The sequence below is a fragment of the Streptomyces sp. NPDC053474 genome, from assembly GCF_044544845.1.
In the GTDB taxonomy this organism is placed as follows: Bacteria; Actinomycetota; Actinomycetes; order Streptomycetales; family Streptomycetaceae; genus Streptomyces.
On sequence record NZ_JBITXV010000015.1, the window covers coordinates 159,394 to 181,791 of the forward strand.

General features: G+C 77.3%; 5 protein-coding genes and 1 pseudogene. All 6 read right to left on the reverse strand.

All coding sequences use genetic code 11. The features are described 5' to 3' along the window. Positions 1–12 precede the first annotated feature (12 nt). Positions 13–10,854, reverse strand: a pseudogene (locus tag ACIG3E_RS31230) (type I polyketide synthase); the annotation flags it as partial. 135 nt (positions 10,855–10,989) lie between these two features. After that, on the reverse strand, positions 10,990–12,219 hold the full coding sequence (locus tag ACIG3E_RS31235) for a cytochrome P450 (RefSeq protein WP_399622920.1): 1,230 nt from the start codon (positions 12,217–12,219) through the stop codon (positions 10,990–10,992). Positions 12,220–12,361: 142 nt separating this feature from the next. Beyond that, positions 12,362–13,228 (reverse strand): aminotransferase class IV, encoded by an 867-nt coding sequence (locus tag ACIG3E_RS31240; RefSeq protein ID WP_399622921.1) that lies wholly within the window; start codon positions 13,226–13,228, stop codon positions 12,362–12,364. Next, on the reverse strand, positions 13,225–15,312 hold the full coding sequence (gene pabB, locus ACIG3E_RS31245) for an aminodeoxychorismate synthase component I (protein WP_399622922.1): 2,088 nt from the start codon (positions 15,310–15,312) through the stop codon (positions 13,225–13,227). The genes ACIG3E_RS31240 and pabB overlap by 4 nt, the downstream gene beginning before the upstream one ends. Positions 15,313–15,368: 56 nt before the next feature. Beyond that, positions 15,369–21,215 carry a type I polyketide synthase gene (locus tag ACIG3E_RS31250; protein ID WP_399622923.1) on the reverse strand — a complete coding sequence of 1,949 codons (5,847 nt, stop codon included), beginning with the start codon at positions 21,213–21,215 and terminating at the stop codon, positions 15,369–15,371. Then, positions 21,212–22,276 carry a 3-deoxy-7-phosphoheptulonate synthase gene (aroF, locus tag ACIG3E_RS31255; RefSeq protein WP_399622924.1) on the reverse strand — a complete coding sequence of 355 codons (1,065 nt, stop codon included), beginning with the start codon at positions 22,274–22,276 and terminating at the stop codon, positions 21,212–21,214. The genes ACIG3E_RS31250 and aroF overlap by 4 nt, the downstream gene beginning before the upstream one ends. Between the last annotated feature and the right edge of the window lie 122 nt (positions 22,277–22,398).

Below are 22,398 nucleotides of genomic sequence, written 5' to 3' on the forward strand. Positions count from 1 at the left end.
ACGAACCGCTCGTCACCAGGGGGCATCGTGGTCCTCCGTGTTCGCGTGCGCTCCGTTGTCCAGGGCCATGGCGAGGAGCCCCTCCGAGTCCAAGCGGTCGATCGAGCCCGGCTCGTCCGGTGCTGGCGGCGACTCCTCCTGCCCGGCCGGGCGGCCCGCGAGCTCCAGCAGGGCGTCGAGGAGGCCCGCGTCCCGCAGCCGGGGCAGCGGGATCGCGGCCAGGGCCGCGCGCACCGCGGCCTCGGTGTCGCGCCGGGCCTCGTCCGCGCCGTCCCTCGGGGCGAGTTCGGCGGCCAGGCGCGCGGCGAGCGCGGCGGGCGTGGGGTGGTCGAAGACCAGCGTGGCGGGCAGCCGCAGGCCGGTCGCCGCGGTGAGCCGGTTGCGCAGCTCCACGGCCGTCAGGGAGTCGAACCCGAGGTCCTTGAAGGCCCGGTCACGCCCCACCGCCTCCGGTGACGGGTGGCCGAGCACGGTGGCGGTCTCGGCCCGGACCAGGTCGATCAGGTGCAGGTCGCGCTCCGCCGGGGCCAGCGCGGCCAGGCGGCGGCGCAGCGCCGCGGCCCCCGCGGCCCGGGTCGCGCCGCGCCGGTCGCGGGCCCGGACGAGGCCGCTCAGGACCGGTGGCAGGGCGTCGCCGCGCGCCCGCAGCGCGGCCGTGTCCAGGCGCAGGGGCAGCGGCAGCGGCTCGGTGCCCGCCAGGGCCGTATCGAGGAGGGCCAGGCCCTCGTCGGTGGCCAGTTCCGTCAGGCCCGAGCGCGCCAGGCGGGCCCGGCCCGCCCGGTCGAGCCCGGCCGTCATGGCGCTGGTGTCGGCCCACAGGCCCCAGCCGAGCGACCAGGCGGGCAGGCCCTGTCGGCGGCGGCGCAGGACGAGCGCGTCCAGGAAGGCGTTGGCCGCCGCGTAGTTCCCCTGGCCCGCGCTGCCCAGAGTGGCGGCGGCGGAGGAGAACGCGACGAACGCCACGGGCCGTGCCGTGCGGGTCAGCTCGTCGAGGTGGAGCGCGGCGTCCACCTTGGGCCGGAACACCGTCTCGACGCGGCCGGGGGCCAGCGCCGGGATCACCCCGTCGTCCAGGACGCCCGCGGCGTGCACGACGGCGGTCAGGGGGTGCGCGGCGGGCACCGCGCCCAGCACCTCGGCGAGCGCCGCCCGGTCGGCGACGTCGCACGCCGCCCAGGTCACCTCCGCGCCGTGCTCTGCCAGTTCGGCACCGAGCGGCCCGGCCTCTTCGGCCGCGCCGCCGCGACGGCTCACCAGCAGCAGGTGCCGCACGCCGTGCGTGGTGACGAGGTGCCGGGCGACCGCGCGGCCCAGGGTGCCGGAGGCGCCGGTGACGAGCACGGTGCCGTCGGCGTCCCAGGGCGCCTCTCCCCCGCGCGTGGCGGGGACGCGTTCGAGCCGGGGCACGAGGATCCGGCCCGCCCGGAGCACGAGGTGGGGCTCGTCCGTGGCCAGCGCGGTGGCGAGGGCGGCGGTGGACTCCGGGTGACCGTCCGACTCGACGAGCACGAACCGGCCGGGGTGTTCCGCCTGCGCCGAGCGCACCAGGCCCTGGACGGCCGCGACGGCGGGGTCCACGAGGCCCTCGTCGTCGGGGTCGGGCGAGGCCGGGGCGCCGCGCGTGACGAGGACGAGCCGGGCCGCGGGGGCGGGGCCCGCCTCCGCCGCCCCGCCCTCGGCGAGCCAGCCCTGCAGCAGCTCCAGGGTCCGGCAGGTCAGGGCCCGCGCCCGGGCGGCGTCGTCGTCCGCGTCTTCCGCCGCGTCCAGCGGTACGAGGACCGTGTCGGGGGCGGGTGTGCCGGAGGCGAGGGCCGTGCGGTACGCGGCCAGGTCGGCGAACGTGCCCGCCGGGGCGGGCAGTTCCGTGGCCTCGTCACCGAGCACGGCCCACGCTCCGGGCGGGGCGGGCTCGGTGGCGGGGGCGGGCACCCGGGCGAGCCGGTAGAGGGAGGAGCCCCCGGCGCCGCCCGCGGCCCGGAGCCGCTCGGGCTCGACGGGGCGCGCGACCAGGGAGCGCACGCTCACCGCGGGCGTGCCGTCGGCGTCCGTCACCAGGACCGACACGTCCTGGGACGCGCCGGGCGAGACGCGTACGCGCACGGCCGGTCCGCACGGGCCGTGGAAGTCCACGTCGTTCCAGGCGAACGGCATGGCCGCGCCGCCGGTGTCCGGGGTGCGCAGCAGACAGGAGTGCAACCCCGCGTCGAGCAGCGCCGGATGGGCGCGGTAGCGGTCCGCCCCCGCCTGGTCGTCGGCGGGCAGCGCCGCCTCGGCGAGGATCTCCCCGCCCAGGCGCCAGGCGGTGTGCAGGCCGCGGAACGCGGGCCCGTACGACAGGCCGATGTCCTCCATCCGGTCGTAGAACTCCGTGAGGTCCACGGGCTCGGCCCCCGGGGGCGGCCAGGCGCCGTCGAGGGCGGGGGGCGCCTCGGGGCCCTCCTCGGTGAGCACGCCGCGGGCGTGGCACGTCCAGGGGTCCTGTGGGGGCGCGTCCTCGCGGCGCGCGTACACGCCGAGCGCCCGCGTGCCGTCGTCGTCGGGGGCCGCGACGCGGACCTGGATCCGCACCGCGCCGCGCTCGCCGAGGACCAGCGGCGCCTCCTGGAGGAGCTCCCCGACGCGCGGGCACCCGGCCTCGGCCCCGGCCAGGGCGGCCAGTTCGAGGAAGGCGGTGCCCGGCACGACCACGGTGTCGCCCACGGCGTGGTCGGCCAGCCACGGGTGCGTGTCCAGGGACCAGCGCGCGGTGAGGACGGTCTCCGCCGAGCCCGCGAGCTCGACGCGGGCGCCGAGCAACGGGTGCGCCGCGCCGCCCAGGCCCGCCGCGGTGACGTCGCCGGAGCCCGCGGGCGTGTCCAGCCAGAACCGGCGCCGCTGGAAGGCGTACGTCGGCAGGTCCACGGCGCGGGGCGCGCACCCCGCCCACGCGGCCGCCCAGTCGACGGCGACGCCGCGGGTGTACGCCTCGGCGACGGAGGCCGAGAACCGGTCGAGGCCGCCCTGGTCGCGCCGCAGGGACCCCACGGCCACGCCCGTCCGCTCGGGCTGCTCCGCGAGGGTCTCGGCCACGCCCACGGTGAGCATGGGGTGCGGGCTCGCCTCGACGAAGGCGCCGTGGCCGCGGGCGAACAGCTCCCGCACGGCGGGCTCGAACCGCACCGGCTCGCGCAGGTTGCGGTACCAGTAGGCGCCGTCGAGCCCGGCGGTGTCCTGGAAGCCGCCCGTCACCGTGGAGAAGAACGCGACGTCGCCCGAGCGCGGGCGCAGCCCGGCCAGGTCGCGGCCGATCCGCTCGCGCACCGCCTCGACGTGGGGCGAGTGCGAGGCGTAGTCCACGGGGATCCGGCGCGCCCACGCGCCGGTCTCCGCGCAGTGGGCGAGGAGCGCGTCGACGGCCGCCGTGTCGCCCGAGACCACCACCGACGCGGGGCCGTTGACCGCCGCGAGCGAGAGGCCTTCCTGGGCGGCGACCAGCTTCTCGGCCTCGGCGGCGGACAGCGCGAGGGAGACCATGCCGCCGCGCCCCGCGATCGCGGTCAGGGCGCGGCTGCGCAGGGCGACCACGCGCGCCCCGTCGGCCAGGGAGAGGCCGCCCGCGACGCAGGCCGCGGCGATCTCGCCCTGCGAGTGGCCCACCACGGCGGCGGGTTCCACGCCGTAGGAGCGCCACAGCTCGGCGAGCGACACCATGACCGCCCACAGCGCGGGCTGGACGACGTCGACCCGGTCCGGGTCGACACCGGTCGGGATGCCCCGTACGACGTCCACCAGGGACCAGTCGACGTACGGGGCGAGGGCGTCGGCGCACGCGGCCAGGCGCTCGCGGAAGACCGGCGCGCTCTCCCACAGGTCGGCGGCCATGCCCGGCCACTGCGCGCCCTGGCCGGGGAAGACGAACACCGTCCTGCCCGGGTCACCGGCGAGCCCCTCCACGGCGCCGGGCGTCTCGCGCCCCTGGGCCACGGCGGCGAGGCCCGCGAGGAGGGCGTCCCGGTCGCCGCCCAGGACCACGGCCCGGTGGGCGAGGGCGGCCCGCGTGGTCAGAAGGGAGTGCGCGACGTCGACCGGGTCGAGCCGCGGGTCGGCGGCGACGCGCTCGCGCAGCCGGGCCGCCTGGGCGCGCAGCGCGGGCTCGCTCCGGGCGGACACCGTCAGCGGGACGGGCCCGGCGGGGCCGTGGGGAGCCACCGGGGCTCCGCCGTCCGGCGTGGCGGGCGCCTGTTCCAGTACGACGTGCGCGTTGGTGCCGCTGATGCCGAACGAGGAGACCGCGGCCCGGCGCGGGCGGCCCGTCTCCGGCCAGGGGCGGGCCTCGGCGAGGAGTTCCACCGCGCCCGACGCCCAGTCGACGTGCGGCGAGGGCGCGTCCACGTGCAGGGTGCGGGGCAGCACGCCCCGGCGCAGCGCCATGACCGTCTTGATGACCCCGGCGACGCCCGCGGCGGCCTGCGGGTGCCCCAGGTTCGACTTGACCGAGCCGAGCCACAAGGGCCGGTCGGCGGGCCGCTGTTGGCCGTAGGTCGCGAGGAGCGCCTGGGCCTCGATGGGGTCGCCGAGGGTGGTGCCGGTGCCGTGCGCCTCGACGGCGTCGACGTCGGCCGCCGCGAGCCGGGCGGCGGCCAGGGCCTGGCGGATCACGCGTTCCTGGGAGGGGCCGTTCGGGGCGGTGAGGCCGTTGCTCGCGCCGTCCTGGTTGACGGCGGAGCCGCGGACCACCGCGAGGACGCGGCGCCCGGCGCGGACCGCGTCCGACAGCCGCTCCACGAGGAGGACACCGGCGCCCTCGCCCCACACCGTGCCGTCGGCGGCGGCCGCGAACGGCTTGCAGCGGGCGTCGGCGGCGAGCGCGCCCTGCCTGCTGAACTCGGTGAAGGCGTGCGGCGTGCACATCACGGTGACCCCGCCCGCGAGGGCGCGGTCGCAGTCGCCGCCGCGCACCGCCTGCACGGCCAGGTGCAGCGCCACGAGCGACGACGAGCAGGCCGTGTCCACCGTGACGGCCGGGCCCTCGAAGCCGAAGGTGTACGCGATCCTGCCGGTGGCGACGCTGCCGGAACCGCCGGTGCCGAGGTAGCCGCCGCCCGCGTCGTCCGGGACGCCCGCGTGCCGCGTCGTGTAGTCGTGGTACATCAGGCCCGCGAACACCCCGGTGCGGCTGCCCCGCAGGGTGGTGGGGTCGAACCCCGCGCGTTCCAGGGCCTCCCAGGAGACCTCCAGGAGGAGGCGCTGCTGCGGGTCCATCGCCACCGCCTCGCGCGGGCTGATGCCGAAGAACTCGGGGTCGAAGCCCGCGGCGTCGCGCAGGAATCCGCCCTGCGCGGCGTGCGCGGCGGAGCCGGGGTCCCAGCCGCGGTCGGTGGGGAAGGCGGAGATGGCGTCGCCGCCCCGGTCCACCAGGTCCCACAGGTCCTCGGGCGAGCCGACGCCGCCCGGGAACCGGCAGGCCATGCCGACGACGGCGATCGGCTCGTCGGCCGGGGCCACGGCCGGTTCCCGCACGGGCGTCCGGGCCGGTGCGCCCTGCCCGGTGAGGCGGTCGAGGAGGTGCTCGGCGAGGGCCCGCGGGGTCGGCCGGTCGAAGACGAGCGTGACGGGCAGGCGCAGGCCCGTCACCCGGGCGAGGCGGTTGCGCAGCTCGACCGCGGTGAGCGAGTCGAAGCCCAACTCCTTGAACGCCAGGCCCGGTTCGACGGCGGTCGGCCCCGCGTAGCCGAGGACGGCCGCGACCTGGGCGCGGACGGCGTCGAGGACCTTCGCGGCCCGGTCCTTTGGCGCGAGCGCGGCGAGGTCGCGGGTCAGGGCGCAGTCGTCGTCGGTGCCCGCGGCGGCGCGCCGGGCCGGGGGTCGCACCAGGGCGCGCAGCAGCGGGGGCACGCCGTCGGCGGCGGCCCGGGCGCGCACGGCGGACAGGTCGAGGCGGGTGGGGACGACGACGGGCAGGCCGCCGGTGAGGCCCGCGTCGAAGAGGGCGAGGCCGTCCTCGGCGGTCAGACCGGTGACGCCTGAGCGGCGCAGCCGGTCGCGGTCGGTGTCCGACATCCGGGCCGTCAGGGCGCTGGCCTGCTCCCACAGGCCCCAGGCCAGGGACAGTGCGGGCAGGCCGCGGGCCCGCCGGGCGCGGGCGAACGCGTCGAGGAAGGCGTTGGCGGCCGCGTAGCCGCCCTGGCCCGCGGCGGGGAACGTACCGGCCGCCGAGGAGCACACGACGAACGCCGTGAGGTCCGCGTCCTCGGTCAGTTCGTGCAGGTGGACCACCGCGTCGACCTTGGGCCGGAACACGGTGTCGAGCCGCTGCCCGGTCAGGGCCGACACGACGCCGTCGTCGAGGACGCCACCGGCGTGGACGACTCCGCGCAGCGGCCGGTCGTGGGGTACGTCGGCGAGGACGGCGGCGAGGGCCGCGCGGTCGGCGAGGTCGCAGGCGGCCCAGTGCACGCAGGCGCCCGACTCCGTGAGCCGCGCGGTCAGTTCGGCGGCCTCGGGCGCGGCGGCGCCCCGGCGGCTCACCAGGAGCAGGTGGCGTACGCCGTGGGCCGCGACGAGGTGGTGCGCGACGGCCCGGCCGAGCACGCCGGACGCGCCGGTCACCAGGACCGTGCCGTCGCCGTCGAAGCGGCCAGGCGCCTCGGCCGCGGCGGGAGCCGTGGCCACGGGGACCCTGCGGAGCCGGGGGACGTGCGTCTGCCCGGCCCGCAGGGCCAGGTGCGGCTCGTCGCCGCCCAGGGCGGCGGGCAGCGCGGCGGCCGAGGACTCCTGGCCGTCCCAGTCGATCAGGACGAGCCGGTCCGGGTGCTCCGCCTGGGCCGAGCGCACCAGGCCCCAGGCCGCCGCGAGGGCGGGGTCCGCCGTCCCGTCGTCGTCGGTGGCGACGGCGCCCCGGCTCACCAGGACGAGCCGGGCGGTGGCGAACCGGTCGCCGCCGAGCCACTCCTGAAGGAGCGTCAGGGTCGCGCCGACGGCCTCCCGGGCGGCCGTGGGCAGGTCGCCGGGGCAGGGCGCCAGCGGGGCGAGCACCACGTCCGGGACGTCGCCAGGACCGGCGGCCACGGCCGCGAGGTCCGACGCGCGGCGCACGGCGGCGCCGGTGGCCGCGAGGGCCGGGGCGAGCGCGTCGAGGCCGTCGAGGACCGCCCACGACCGGGGCGGCGCGGCGGCGGCAGCGGGTGCCGGGGCCCAGTCCACGGCGAACAGCGCGTCCGTGGGCTTCGCCTCGGCCGGGCGCAGGTCGTCCAGGGGTACGGGCCGTACGGCGAGGGACTCCACGGACACGACGGGGGCGCCGGTCGCGTCGGCCGCCTCCAGGGCGACGGCGTCGGGGCCGAGCCGGGTGATCCGTACGCGCAGCCGGGTGGCGGCGACCGCGTGGACCTCGACGCCGGACCAGGAGAACGGAAGGCGCGGGCCCGCGCCCGCGCGCGCCCCGGCGTCGTCGAGGGCCACCGCGTGCAGCGCGGCGTCGAACAGCGCGGGATGGACCGCGAAGCCCTCCGGCTCCGTGTCGTCGGCGAGCGCGACCTCGGCGTAGAGCGCGTCGCCGAGGCGCCAGGCGGCCCGCAGCCCCTGGAAGGCGGGGCCGTAGTTCAGGGAGAGCTCCGCCAGGTCCGCGTACGCCCGCTCCACCGCGACGGGGGCGGCGCCCGGCGGCGGCCAGGCCTCCAGGGCCCGGCCGCCGCCCTGTTCGGCGGGGGCGAGGGAGCCCGCCGCGTGGGTGGTCCAGGGCGCGTCCGGGGCGTCCTCGGCCCGGGCGTGCAGGGTGAGCGCGCGGGCGCCGTGCGGGTCGGCGGGGCCGACGAGGGCGCGCAGCTGGACCCCGCCGCGCGGCGGGAGCACCAGCGGCGCCTGGAGGGTCAGTTCCGCCACGCGGTCGCAGCCGGTCTGCTCGGCGGCCCGGACGGCCAGCTCCAGGAACGCCGTGCCCGGAAGGAGCACGGTCTCGCCGACCGCGTGGTCGCCGAGCCAGGGACCGGTGTCGCGGGACACGCGCCCGGTGAGCAAGGTGGCGCCGGAGTCGGGCAGTTCGGTGGCCGCGCCCCACCACGGGTGGTCGAGCGGGCTCAGTCCGACGGCCGTGGCGTCGGCGGCGGCGGGGGCGGCGTCCAGCCAGTAGCGCCGCCGGTCGAAGGCGTAGGTGGGGAGGTCCACGCGGCGGGCGCCGGTCCCGGCGAAGAGGCGCTGCCAGTCGGGCGAGCGCCCACTGGCGTGCACGGCGCCGAGGGAGCGCAGGAAGCGGTCGAGGCCGCCGTCGTCGCGCTGGAGCGTGCCCGTGACGAGGGCGTCCGCTCCGAACTCGCCGAGCGTCTCGGTGAGGCCGAGGGCGAGGACGGGGTGGGGGCTGCACTCGATGAACGCCCCGTGCCCGGTGGCGGCGAGGCGCTCGACGGCGTCGGAGAGCCGTACCGTCCGGCGCAGGTTGCGGAACCAGTAGTCGGCGGTCAGCTCCTCGCCCGCCAGGACGTCACCGGTGACCGTCGAGTACAGGGGGAGCTTCCCCGCGCGCGGGCGCAGCGGCGCGAGCTGGGCGAGCAGCTCGTCGCGCACCAGCTCGACCTGCGGGGAGTGCGAGGCGTAGTCCACGGCGACGCGCCGGGTGCGGACGCCGTCGCGCTCGCAGTCGGCCATGAGGTCGTCCAGGGCCGCCGGGTCGCCGGAGACGACAACGGACGAGGGGCCGTTGACGGCGGCGAGGGCGACGCGGTCGCCCCACCGCTCCAGGCGGGCGCGGGCGTCGGCGGCCGGGGCGGCCACCGAGACCATGCCGCCCGCACCGGCCAGCTTCCCGGCGATCAGGCGGGACCGCAGGGCCACCACGCGGGCGCCGTCGTCCAGCGAGAGTGCGCCCGCCACGCAGGCCGCCGCGATCTCGCCCTGCGAGTGCCCGACCACGGCCGCGGGCTCCACTCCGTGGGCGCGCCACAGCTCGGCGAGGGACACGAGGACCGCCCACAGCACCGGCTGGACCACGTCGACGCGGTCGGTGACCTCGGCGTCGGCCGCGGCGGACACCATGTCGGGCAGCGACCAGTCGACGTACGGTCCGAGCGCGGTCGCGCAGGCGAGCAGCCGCTCGCGGAAGACGGCGGAGGCGTCCATGAGCTCCACGGCCATGCCCGGCCACTGCGAGCCCTGGCCGGGGAAGACGAAGACGGCCTTGCCGAGGTCGCGGGCCACGGACTCGACCAGGTCGGGTCCCGGCTCCCCGGCGGCGAGCGCGGCGGTGCCGCGCAGCAGTTCGTCGCTGTGGCGGCCCACGACGACGGCCCGGTGGGCCAGCGGCGCGCGCGTGGTCGCCAGCGCGTACGCCACGTCCAGGGGGCGCAGGCCGGGGCGCTCGCGCACGTGGTCGCGCAGCCGGGCCGCCTGGGCGCGCAGCGCCTCGGGGGTGCGGGCGGAGAGCACCCAGGGGACGGGGGGCGGGGCGGCGCTCCCGGTGCCCACGGCGCTCCCGGCGTCCGGCACGTCCGGCCGATCTGGCGCGTCCGGCCCATCGGGCACATCCGGCCCATCGGACGCGTCCGCGGCCTCCTCGACGATGACGTGGGCGTTGGTGCCGCTGATGCCGAAGGAGGACACGCCCGCCCGGCGCGGCCGGTCGTCCCGGGGCCACGGCCTGGCCTCGGTCAGGAGCCGCACGGCGCCCTGGGACCAGTCCACGTGCGGGCTCGGCTCGTCGGCGTGCAGGGTCCGGGGCAGCGTGCCCGCCCGCAGCGCCATGACGGTCTTGATGACGCCCGCGACGCCCGCGGCGGCCTGGGAGTGCCCGATGTTCGACTTCAGCGACCCCAGCCACAACGGCCGTCCCGGGTCCCGCTGTTGTCCGTACGTGGCGAGCAGGGCCTGGGCCTCGATGGGGTCACCGAGGCTGGTGCCGGTGCCGTGCGCCTCCACGGCGTCGACGTCGGCCCCGGTGAGTCCGGCGTTCGCCAGGGCGGCGCGGATGACCCGCTGCTGGGAGGGGCCGTTCGGCGCGGTGAGCCCGTTCGACGCGCCGTCCTGGTTGACGGCGCTGCCGGTGACGACGGCGAGCACGGGGTGGCCGTGGTGCCGCGCGTCGGAGAGCCGCTCGACCAGGAGGATGCCGACGCCCTCGGCGAGCCCCGTGCCGTCGGCGCCCGAGGCGAACGCCTTGCAGCGGCCGTCGGGTGCGAGCACGCGCTGGCGGCTGAACTCCAGGAGCGTGGCCGGGCTCGACATCACCGTGACGCCGCCGGCGAGGGCGAGGTCGCACTCGTTGTTCCGCAGCGCCTGCACGGCCAGGTGCAGGGCCACGAGCGAGGAGGAGCAGGCCGTGTCCAGGGTGACGGCGGGGCCTTCGAGGCCGAAGGTGTAGGCGACGCGGCCGGAGGCGACGCTGGCCGCGCGCCCCGTCTCCAGCTGCCCCTCGTACTCCGTGAGCGTGCCGGGGAGCCGTGCCGTGTAGTCCTGGCCCATCATCCCGGTGAAGACCCCGGTGCGGCTGCCGCGCAGCGCGTCGGGGGTGAGCCCGGCGCGCTCGAAGGTCTCCCAGGAGACTTCGAGCAGCAGCCGCTGCTGGGGGTCCATCAGGAGGGCCTCGCGCGGGCTGATCTCGAACAGGCCCGCGTCGAAGGACGTGACGTCGGCGAGGAACCCGCCCTCGCGCGCGTAGGTGGTGCCCGGCCGGTCCGGGTCGGGGTCGTAGAGCCCCTCGGTGTCCCAGCCCCGGTCGGTGGGGAGCGCGGAGATCCCGTCCGTGCCCGAGCCGACGAGTCGCCACAGCTCCTCGGGGGACGTCACGCCGCCCGGGAAGCGGCAGGCCATCGACACCACGGCGATCGGCTCCCGGCCCGCCGCCCGGACGGCCCGCAGCCGCTCCCGGGTCTGGCCCAGCTCGGCGGTGAGGCGCTTGAGGTAGTCGAGCGTCCTGTCGTCATCGGTCATGTCGAACGTGCTGCCCTTCCCGGGAAGATGTCGGACCTCGTGGGCGGGGCCCGTCGCGGCGCCTTCGGCGTGTGCGCAGCGGGGCCCCCGCGGTCACGCCCCGCCGAAGCGCAGCGGCAGGGCGTCGGGGCCGGACACGCCGGTCGAGGGCCGCCAGGTGATCGGCCCGGTGACCTGGGGCGCGTCGAGCCGGGCCGACAACACCTGGAGGGCCTCGGCGAGTTCGAGGCGGGCGAGGGCCGCGCCCAGGCAGAAGTGCGTGCCGCCGCCGAAGGCCAGGGTGCCCGCGTCGCGCTTGACGGTGATGTCGAAGCGGTCGCCGTCCTCGAACACCAGGGGGTCGCGCTGCGCGGAGTGGGCGCACAGCCACACCGGGGTCCCCGCCGGGATGAGCAGGTCGTTGAAGGTGAAGGTCTCGGCCGCCGCCTTGGTGGCGACCACGGTCGTGGTCGGGCACCAGCGCAGCACCTCCTCGACGGCCTGGGGCGCGAGTTCGGGCCGCTCGCGCAGCAGGACCCACTGCTCGGGGTACTGGGAGAACGCCACCATGGCGTGGCCGAGCTGGTGGCTCGTCGTCTGGTACCCGGCGACGAGCAGGGTCGCGATGAGGGTGCGCAGCTCGCGGTCGTCGAGCGCGTCGTCCTCCCGCTGGGCGCGCAGGATGTCGGAGAACAGGTCGTCGCCGGGGTTCTCCTTGAGCTTCTGTACGACCTTCTCGAAGTAGCCGTACATGCCCGCGAGGCCCTCTTCCACCTCGGAGACGCGGCTCTGGTCGGGGCCGAGCGCGAGGACCAGGTTGGTGTTCTTGCACCAGCGGCCGACGACGGCGTGGTCCTCCGGCGGGAAGCCGAGCATCTCGCACACCACGGCGGCGGGCAGCGGGTCGGCGTAGGCGGACACGAACTCGCACGCGCCCCCGGCCGCCACGAGCTCGTCGGCGAGGCGCTCGGCGGTGGCGCGGATGAACGGCTTGAGGGCGTTGATGCGGCGGGAGGTGAACCCGTGCGTGACCAGGCCGCGAAGGCGGCGGTGGTCGGGCCCCTCCAGGCTCTGCATGAAGTCGCGCATGAACTCGCGCACCAGGCCTTCGGAGGGGCCGACGAGGTCCACGACCTCGCGGAAGCCGGAGACCAGGCGCGGGTCACGGGACAGGCTGTGCGCCTCGGCGTAGCGCAGCACGAGCAGGCCGAGGGGGGTGCCCGCGATCCAGGACCGCTCCCTGGCCTCGGCGACCTCGGCGGAGTCCCACACGAACGCCGGGTCGGTGATGTCCAGGAACGGCAGGTTCTCCCAGGCTGTCTCGGTCTCTTCGACGGTCGTCATGCTCGGTCCTCTTCTCGCGGATCGGGGAGGCGGGGCTGCTCGGGGGTGCTTCGAAGGGGAAGGGCGCGCTGCCGCACCGCATTGTGTTCAGGGGCTCTTGGCGCCTTCTTGGAGCCGACTTGGATCTTGGTCGGGGCGCCCGTCACAGGAGGTCGGCGGGCACGTCGGCGTAGCGGGCGGTGAGCGTGGCGGTCAGGGCCGCGACGTCCGGGTCCGGGGCGAACGTCACCTCGTCGACGGAGGCGACGGGCCGTACGCCGAAGGCCGCGTTGGTCGCGAACGCGCCGCGCAGCGCGCCGAGTCCGGCCCGGGTGACGGTCGCGCCGCCGACCGTCACGCCCGCCCCGGCAGCCGCGTCCCGCAGCAGGCGCGCGGTCACGCCGGGCAGACAGCGCCCCTGGGGCCACAGCAGCCGGGCCCCGTCCCAGAAGCAGATGTTCCAGGTGGTGCCCTCCAGGACGTGGCCTTCGTGGTCGAGCAGCAGGGCGTCGTCGAAGCCGCGCCGCCGGACGTCCGCGCGAAGGCGCAGCGTGCCGAGGAGCGAGGTGTGCTTCACCTCCGGCAGCTCCCGTACGTACGTGGCGGTCGTCAGGCGCAGCGGTGGCGCCTGCGCGGCGGGCGCGGGCCGGGTGCTGAGCAGCGCGGTCGGAGTGGCCGTGCCAGGTCCTTCGAGGGTGGTGTCCGGCGCGCACACGGTGACGCGGACCGTCACGGGCGCCTCGTGCGCGCGGGCGACGCGCCGCAGCGCCGCGCGGACCTGTGCGGTGAGCCCGGTGACGGTGTCGGAGTCCGTGCCGAAGAGCGTGCGGCAGTCGTCGGCGAGGCGGCGCAGGTGCAGCCCGAGCCCGCGCACACGGCCTTGTTCGACGCGCAGGGTGGTGAAGTGGCCGTAGTTGTACAGGGCGAGGCCCGCCAGGTCGCCGGAGGTCGCGGGACTGCCGTCGACGCGGGTGACGGCCACGGGGGCCCGGGGCGCGGCGGCCGGGGCGGGGGTGCGCGGGGCCGTCACGGGGTGCTCCGCTCGGGGTCGCCCGCCGCGTCGAGCTGGGCGTGCGCCCGCACCAGGGCCTGGCCCTTGAGGAGGACTTCGTCGAACTCGTCGTCCGGGTCCGAGTCGAGGACGATCGCGCCGCCCGCGCCGATGACCGTGCCCGCGGCCGAGGTCACCGCCGTGCGGATGACGATGTTGAGGTCGGCGCCGCCGCACAGCCCGAAGTAGCCGATGGTGCCGGAGTAGATGCCCCGGGCCTCCTGTTCGAGGCGGTCGATGATGGCCATGGTCCGCAGCTTCGGGGCGCCGGTCATCGAGCCGCCGGGGAAGCACGCCCGGACGCAGGCGACGGGGTCCACGTCGCGCCGCAGCCGCCCGCGGACCGTGGTGACGAGCTGGTGGACCGTCGCGTACGACTCGGTGACCATGTACGCGGGGACGCCGACGGAGCCCACCTCGCAGACCCGGCCGAGGTCGTTGCGGAGCAGGTCGACGATCATGAGGTTCTCGGCCCTGGTCTTCGCCGACGCGGCCAGGGAGCGGCGCAGCGCCTCGTCGCTGACCGGGTCCGCGCCCCGGGGGGCCGTGCCCTTGATGGGCTTGCTCTCCACCGTGCCGTCGCGTTCGACGCGCAGGAACCGCTCCGGGGACGAGCAGACGACGCTGACCTCGCCGAGGCGCAGATAGGCGGCGTAGGGCGCGGGGTTGAGGGCGCGGAGCTTCAGGTGGTAGGCGAGCGGGTCCTTCAGGGGCGGCAGGCGGACCCGGTTGGTGAGGCAGATCTCGTAGCTCTCGCCGCTGCGCAGCTGCTCCAGGCAGTCCTCGATGTCGTCGACGTACGCGGCGCGGTCGCGGCTGAGGACGGGCCGGTCCGGCGGCGTCGCGGCCACCGGCGCCGGGGCGGGCGCGGCGTCGGGCAGCGCCCGCGCCTGCTGTGCCGTGTCCCGCACCCAGGCGCGGGCGGCGTCGAGGTCGGCCGCCGCGGGGGTGCTCAGGGCCAGGACGTAGGTGGTGTCCTGAAGGTGGTCCACGGCGACGAGGCGGTCGGCGAACAGCCAGGCGGCGTCGGGGGTCTCGGCGCTGTGGGCGTTCGGGCTGCCGCACTCGCCCTTGAGTTCGTAGCCGAAGTAGCCGACGTAGCCGCCGTTGAGGTCGAAGGGCAGGTCCGGCGCGGTGAGGCCGCGGGCGCGCAGTCGGCCTTGGAGCACCTCGAATATGGTGCCGGGCTCGGCGCGTTCGCCGGTGGCGTCGCGGACCGTCACCGAGGTGTCGCCGGTGCGGTAGGTGAGCGTCTCGGCGAGTGGGCCCCGGTCGTCGCCGAGGAAGGAGAACCGGGCGGGGCCGACGCCGGGCGCGCTGCTGTCGAGCCAGAAGGCGTGGGCGCTGTCCGCGTAGCGCGCGGTGAACAGGGCCTCGGTGTCGACCGCCCGGTCCACGACCTCGACCACGGCCTGAAGGGGGGTGCTGGGGGTGCCGCCCAGCGGCGGGGACCAGTGGGCGCGCTCCGGCGGGGCCGCGGCGTAGTGGCCGCCGATGAGTTCCGCGAAGTTGCGCAGGAGCTGGGCGCCCCACTCGCTCGCGACGGACTCCGGGTGGAACTGCAGGCCCCAGCGCGGCAGGGTGCGGTGCCGCAGGGCCATCACGGTGCCGTCCTCCGCCCAGGCGGTGGCCCGCAGCGCCTCGGGCAGGGGCTCGGTGACCCGCAGCGAGTGGTAGCGCACCGCGGTGAACTGCTGGGGCAGGCCGTCGAAGAGGTCCTCGCCGCCGTGCCGGACCCGGGTCAGATGGCCGTGCCGGGGCGTGCCGGGCTCGACGCGGCCGCCGTAGTGGTGGGCGATGGCCTGGTGCCCCAGGCACACCCCGAGCACCGGCACGTCCTGCCAGCGGTCCAGGACCTCCTGGACGAAGCCGAGGTCGGTGGGGCGCTGGGGGCGGCCGGGCCCCGGGGAGATCACCACGCAGTCGAACGCCGCCGGGTCGTGCTTCGCCCACGCCGGGTCGTCGTTGACGAGGACCGTCGGTTCCTTGCCGTACACCTGGGCGAGGAGCTGGAACAGGTTGTAGGTGTAGGAGTCGTAGTTGTCGATCAACAGCGCGCGCATCGGGCTTCCTTCCCCGGTTCCAGCGGGACCGGATCGTGGCGGGCGGGGCGCGGGGCCTAGTCGGCGAGCATGTCGTCGATGAGGTCGAAGACCTCTTCCCTGGAGGCCGAGCCGAGCTGGGCCAGGACGGCTTCGTCGACGCCCGGCCGCTCGCCGCCCGGGGCGGGCCGCGGGGCGGGCTCAGGACCGTCGTCCGCGTCCGGTACGAGCAGCGTGCGCAGGTGCCGCCCGAGCGCGAGCGGCGTGGGGTGGTCGAAGACGAGCGTGGCCGTCAGGCGCAGGCCGGTGGCGCCGCCGAGCCGGTTGCGCAGTTGCAGCGCGCGCAGTGAGTCGAAGCCGATGTCGGTGAAGGGGCGGCGCTCGCCGACGGTCCTCGGGTCGTCGTAGCCGAGGACGGCCGCGACGTGGCCGCGGACCAGGTCGAGCAGGAGCTCGCGCTGCTCGGGCGGGGTGAGGCGGCCGAGCCGGTCGGCCAGGGAGTCCTCGCCCGGTGCCGTCCCGGCGTCGGCGGCGGCGCGCCGCACCGGGGTGCGGGCGAGCCCGCGCAGCAGGGGTGACGCATCGTCAGCACTGGCGCCGCGCAGCGCGGCCGGGTCCAGGCGCAGGGGGAAGACGACCGGTTCGCCGGTGGCGCGGGCCAGGTCGAACAGGGCCAGGCCCTGGTCGCTGGAGAGCGGCTTGACGCCGGAGCGGGCGATGCGGCGCACGTCGGTGTCCGCGAGGTCGCCGGTGAGGCCGGAGCGCTCGCTCCACAGGCCCCAGCCGAGGGCGAGCCCCGGCGCGCCCTCGGCGTGGCGCCGGGCGGCCAGGGCGTCCACGAACGCGTTCGCCGCCGCGTATCCGGCCTGCCCGGCCGGGCCGAGGGCGCTCGACACGGACGAGAACGCCACCAGCGGCACGCCGGAGCCCGCCGTCAGCTCGTGCAGGTGCCAGGCCGCGTCCGCCTTGGGGCGCAGCACGCGGTCGACGCGCTCCGGCGTCTGCGCGGCGAGGACGCCGTCGTCCAGGACGCCCGCCAGGTGGACGACGGCCGTCAGCGGGGCGTCGTCGGGGAGCGCCGCCAGGGCGCCCGCCAGGACGTCGCGGTCGCCCGCGTCGCCCGCCACCACGTGGAGTTCGGCGCCCGCGGCGCGCAGCTCCGCCAGGAACTCCTCCGCGCCCGTCGCGCCGGAGCGCGCCACCACGGTCAGGCGGCGCACCCCGTGCGTCACCACCAGGTGCCGGACCAGGACGCGGCCGAGGGTGCCGAGGCCGCCGGTGACCAGGACGGTGCCGTCGGTGCGCCAGGCCGGTGCGTCGCCGGTCCTGGCCGGGGCGGGCACGCGGGCGAGGTGCGGGGTCAGCGGGGTCCCGGCGCGCACGGCGAGCTGGGCCTCTGCGCTGTCCACGGCGGCGGGCAGCGCGGCCAGGGACGCGGCGGTGCCGTCCAGGTCGAGCAGGGAGATCCGGTCCGGGTACTCGGCCTGCGCCGACCGCACCAGGCCCCAGACGGCGGCGAGGGCCGGGTCGGGCGACGCCTCGGGGGCGGCCGCGACCGCGTCCCGGGTGAGCACGGTCAGCCGGGTGTGGGCGAGCCGGTCGTCGGCCGACCAGTCCCGCACGGCGGCCAGGACGCGGTGCACGGCCCGGTGCGCGGCCGCGGCCAGGTCGGTGCCGCGGTCGGTCGCGGGTTCGGCCAGGACCACGGCGTCGGGCGGGGCGTCGCCCGCGGCGAGACCGGCGCGCAGGGCGGCGACGTCGGGGTGGGCGGTGCGGGCGATGCCCCGCGCGGCGAGCGCGTCGTCGGCGGCGGCGTCGTACGGCCCGATCCAGGCCCAGCGCGCGGCGCCTGTCCCGCTCGGGGCGCCTGTCCCGCTTGTCCCGCTCGGGGCGCCTGTCCCGCGCGGGGCGCCGGTCCCGCTCGGGGCGGGCAGCGGCCGCGGCCGCCACTCCAGGCGCAGCAGTGCGGCGTCGGACAGGGCGGCGGCCCGGCGCAGCGCCTCGGCGGTCACCGGGCGCATCCCGAGGGCCTCGACGCTGACGACCGGGCGCCCCGCGGGGTCGGTGGCGGTGAGGGACAGCGCGTCGGGCCCGGTGCGCCGGACGCGGGCCCGCAGCCGGGCGGCGCCGGTGGCGTGCAGGGTGACGCCGGTCCAGGAGAACGGCAGCCGGGTCGTGGCGTCGCCGTCGCCCGCGCCGGGTCCGCCGGGCAGGGCCGCCGCGTGCAGGGCGGCGTCGAACAGGGCGGGGTGCAGGCCGTAGCGGTCGGTGCCGCCCGCGGCCTCGGGGAGTTCGGCCTCCACGTACAGCTCGTCGTCGAGGCGCCAGCAGCGCCGCAGGCCCTGGAGGGCGGCGCCGTAGTGGAGCCCGGACTTGGCCAGCTCGCGGTAGCAGTCGTCGAGTTCGACCGCTTCGGCCCCGGCGGGCGGCCAGGCGGCGGGCGGCGCGGCGGCCGGGCGGGCGGCGCGCGTCAGGGTGCCGCCCGCGTGCCGGGTCCACGGCTCGTCGGCGCCCGCGTCCTGCGCCCGGGAGTACAGGGTGACGGCGCGCCGCCCGGCCTCATCGGGCCCGGCGACGCTCACCTGGACGCGTACGGCGCCTTGTTCGGGCAGGATCAGCGGCGCTTCGAGGACCAGTTCCTCCAGGGTGTCGCAGCCCGTCTGCGCACCGGCGTGCAGGGCGGCCTCCACGAGCGCCGTGCCGGGCACGACGAGGACGTCCGCGACGGCGTGGTCGGCGAGCCACGGGTGCGTGCGCGCGGACACGCTGCCGGTGAGGAGCGTGCCGCCGCTGCCGTCCGCCAGCTCCAGGGCGGCGCCTAGCAGCGGGTGGTCGACGCCGTCGAGCCCGGCCGCCGCCACGTCCGCCGCGGGCGGGGCCGCGTCTTCCAGCCAGTAGCGGCGACGCTGGAAGGCGTACGTCGGTACGTCCGCGGGGCGCGGCGCGGCGTGCCGGAAGGCCTCCGTCCAGTCGACGGCGACCCCGTGCGCGTGGGCCTCGGCGACCGCGGTCAGGAACCGGGCGGGGCCGCCCTCGTTGCGCCGCAGCGACTCGACGGTCAACGCGTCGTGGGCGCCCGCCTCCTCCGCGGTCTCCTGGATGCCGATGGTGAGCACGGGGTGCGGGCTCATCTCGACGTACGTGGTGTGCCCGGCGGCGAGCAGCCGCGTCACGGTGCGGTGGAACTGGACGGTGTCGCGCAGGTTGGTCACCCAGTACGCGGCGTCCAGGGCCGTGGTGTCGAGCGGCTCGCCGGTCACCGTCGAGTGGAACGGCACGGCGGCCGGGCGCGGCCGGATGCCGGACAGGGCCTCGACGAGCGTGTCGCGGATCTCCTCGACCTGCGCCGAGTGCGAGGCGTAGTCCACGGGGATGCGGCGCACGCGCACGCCGTCCCGCTCGAAGGCCGCCATGGCCGCGTCGAGGGCGGTGGGGTCGCCGGAGATCACCACGGAGCGGGGCCCGTTGACCGCGGCGACGGAGACGGCACCGGCCCACGGCGCGAGGCCGCGCCGCACCTGGTCGACGGGGGCCACGACGGAGACCATGCCGCCGCGCCCGGAGAGGACCCGCAGGGCGCGGCTGCGCACGGCGACGACGCGGGCGGCGTCGTCCAGCGAGAGCGCGCCCGCGACGTGGGCGGCGGCGATCTCGCCCTGCGAGTGCCCGATGACGGCGGCGGGCTCCACGCCGTAGGACCGCCACAGGGCCGCGAGGGAGACCATGACCGCGAACAGCGCGGGCTGGACGACGTCGACGCGCTCCAGGGTGGGCGCGCCGGACTCGCCGCGCAGCACCTTCGTCAGGGACCAGTCGACGTGCGGGGCGAGGCTCGCGGCGCAGGCCTCGATGGACGCGCGGAACACCGGTGAGGTGCTCATCAGTTCGGCCGCCATGCCCGGCCACTGGGAGCCCTGGCCGGGGAAGACGAAGGTGACGCGGTCGCGCGCGGTCGCGGTGCCGACCGCGGTGTGTTCGCCGTACGTTCCGTCACTGCAGTCGGCGAGGGCCGCGAGGCGCGTGCGGGCCTCGGCGCGGTCGGCGGCCACCACGACGGCCCGGTCCGCGAGCGCGGCCCGCGTCGTCGCGAGGGAGTACGCCAGGTCGGTGTCGGACGCGTCGGGCGCGTCGGGTCCCGGGGCGAGGAACTCCGCGAGGCGCCGCGCCTGGGCCCTGAGGCCGGGCGCGCCGTTGCCCGAGACGAGCCAGGGCAGGGGGCGCCCGGGGCGGTCCGCGCCGTCCGTGGTGCGCGGGGCCCTGCCGTCGGGTTCGGGGTCCGCCTGCTCCACGATGACGTGGGCGTTGGTGCCGCCCACGCCGAAGGAGGAGACGCCCGCCCGGCGCGGCCGTCCCGTGTCGGGCCAGGGCTCGGCCCCGGCGAGCAGCCGCACCGCGCCCGACGACCAGTCGACGTGCGGGGTCGGCTCGGTGATGTGCAGGCTGCGCGGCAGCACCCCGTGCCGGATCGCCATCACCATCTTGATGACGCCCGCGACCCCGGCGGCGGCCTGGGTGTGGCCGATGTTGGACTTCAACGAGCCGAGCCACAGGGGCTGTTCGGCGGGGCGGCCGCGGCCGTAGGTGGCGAGCAGCGCCTGCGCCTCGATGGGGTCGCCGAGCTGGGTTCCGGCGCCGTGGGCGTCCACGCAGTCCACGTCCGCGGTGGTGAGGCCCGCGTGGGCCAGGGCCTGGCGGATCACGCGCTGCTGGGCGGGGCCGTTGGGCGCCGTCAGGCCGTTGGACGCGCCGTCCTGGTTGACGGCGGAGCCGCGGACCACGGCGAGGACGCGGTGCCCGTTCCTGACCGCGTCGGACAGGCGTTCCAACAGGAGTACGCCCACGCCCTCCGACCAGCTGCTGCCCGCCGCGTCGGCGGAGAACGAGCGGCACCGCCCGTCCGGCGCGAGCCCGCGCTGCCTGCTGAACTCGACGTACCCCCAGGGCGTCGCCATCACGGTGACGCCGCCCGCGAGCGCGAGCCGGCACTCGCCCTTGCGCAGCGACTGGGCGGCCAGGTGCAGGGACACCAGGGAGGACGAGCAGGCGGTGTCGACGGTGACGGCGGGCCCTTCGAGGCCGAGGGCGTAGGCGAGGCGCCCCGAGGCCACGCTCGGCATGCTGCCCACCACGCGGTAGCCCTCGGCGCTCGGCGGCACGTGCCGGATCCGGGCGCCGTACTCGCTGTACATGATGCCGACGAACACGCCGGTGCTGGTGCCGCGCAGCGTGGTCGGGTCGATCCTGGCCCGTTCGACGGCCTCCCACGCGGTCTCCATGAGGAGGCGGTGCTGGGGGTCGATCGTCACGGCCTCGCCGGGGCTGATCCCGAAGAAGTCGGCGTCGAAGTCGGCCGCGTCGTACAGGAATCCGGCGTGCTGGGTGACGGTGGTGCCCACGTGGTCCGGGTCCGGGTCGTGGGCGACGGTCCAGCCGCGGTCGCGGGGGAACTCGGAGATCGCGTCGGTCTCGGAGTGCACCAGGCGCCACAGGTCGTCCGGCGAGCGCACCTCGCCGGGCAGGCGGCAGCCCATGCCCACGATCGCGATCGGCTCGTCGACGGCCGCGCCCGGGGCGGTGGCGTCGGTGGCGGTGGCGGGCTCGCCGAGCACCCGTGAGCACAGGTGGGCGGCGAGCCCCTCCGGCGTCGGGTAGTCGAAGAGGGCGGTCGCGGACAGGGCGACGCCCGTGGCCTCGCCGAGGCGCTCGCGCAGCCGCGCGGCGGCCCGGCCGCGCACGCCCTGCGCGCCGAACGCCCGGGCGGCGTCCAGCGGCGCCGGGTCCGTCCGCTCCAGGGCGGCCGCCGCGTGGGTGCGGATCAGGTCGAGCAGCAGCCGGTGCCGCTCCACGTCCCCGGCGTCCGCGAGGCGTCGGCGCAGCGCCCGGTCGTGTCCCTCGTCGTGCTCCATCGTCGCCTCCTCGGTCATCGGCTCACCATCGCGTGGTCGGCGACGGGCTCCATCGGCTCCGCGCTGTGCAGGATCCGGCCGGTGCGCGCCACCAGGGCGCCGAACTCGTCCGGTGTGATCGCTTGTTTGCCGTCGCACAGGGCGGTGTGGCCCGCCTCGTTGACGTCGACCATCACGCCGTCGGCACCGGCGACGGCGGCGGCCGCGGCCAGCGGGGCCACCAGGTCGCCGTGCCCGCAGGCGTGGCTGGGGTCGACGATCACCGGCAGATGGCTGAGCCGCTTGATCAGCGGTACGGCGGTGATGTCCAGGGTGAAGCGGCTCGCGTCCTCGAAGGTGCGCACGCCGCGCTCGCACAGCAGCACCCGGCCGTTGCCCGCCGCGAGCAGGTACTCGGCGCTGTGCAGCCACTCCTGGACGGTGCAGCCGAAGCCGCGCTTGAGCAGGACGGGGCGGCCGGTCAGCGCCGCCTCGCGCAGCAGCGGGTAGTTCTGGGCGTTGCGCGTGCCGATCTGGAGCACCTCGGCCACCTCGGCCACGGCCTCCACGTGGGCGACGTCGACGACCTCCGTGACGACGCCGAGCCCGGTCGCGGCGGCCGCCTCGCGCAGCAGCGCGAGCCCGTCGGTGCCGAGCCCCTGGAACGCGTAGGGGGACGTACGGGGCTTGAAGGCGCCGCCCCGCAACAGGTGCGCGCCCCGGGCCCCTACGCCCCGGGCCACGGCCATCAGCTGGTCCGCGCTCTCCACGGCGCAGGGCCCGGCTATCCAGGTGAAGGAGCCGCCGCCCACGCTCCAGTCGTCGGCCACGCGGACGGCGCTGGGCTCGCCCGTGGCCGCGAGGCTGCCCAGGGGCGGGGCCTGCGCGCTGTCGACGACGGCCTCGACGGCGGCCGTGGCGCGCAGCAGGGCCACGAACTCCTCGGCCGCGGGCGAGGCCGGGGCGAGGTCGGGGAAGGTGACGAGGGCGTGGCGGCCGGCCCGGCAGTGGAACGACCGGTGTCCGTCGTGCCGCCACGCGGAGGTCAGCCGAGTCTGCTCGTCGATCGGCACATGGGGGCGGAGGCGGGCAACGATCATCAGGTCACCTTTCTGCGGCGGTCGGAGGTCGGCCGTGCGGGCGGCCGTTGACGGGCCGTGCGGGTCCTCGGGCGGCCCTCGGTGCGCGGGCGCGGCCGGGCGCGGGCCCGCCCCGCCCCGGT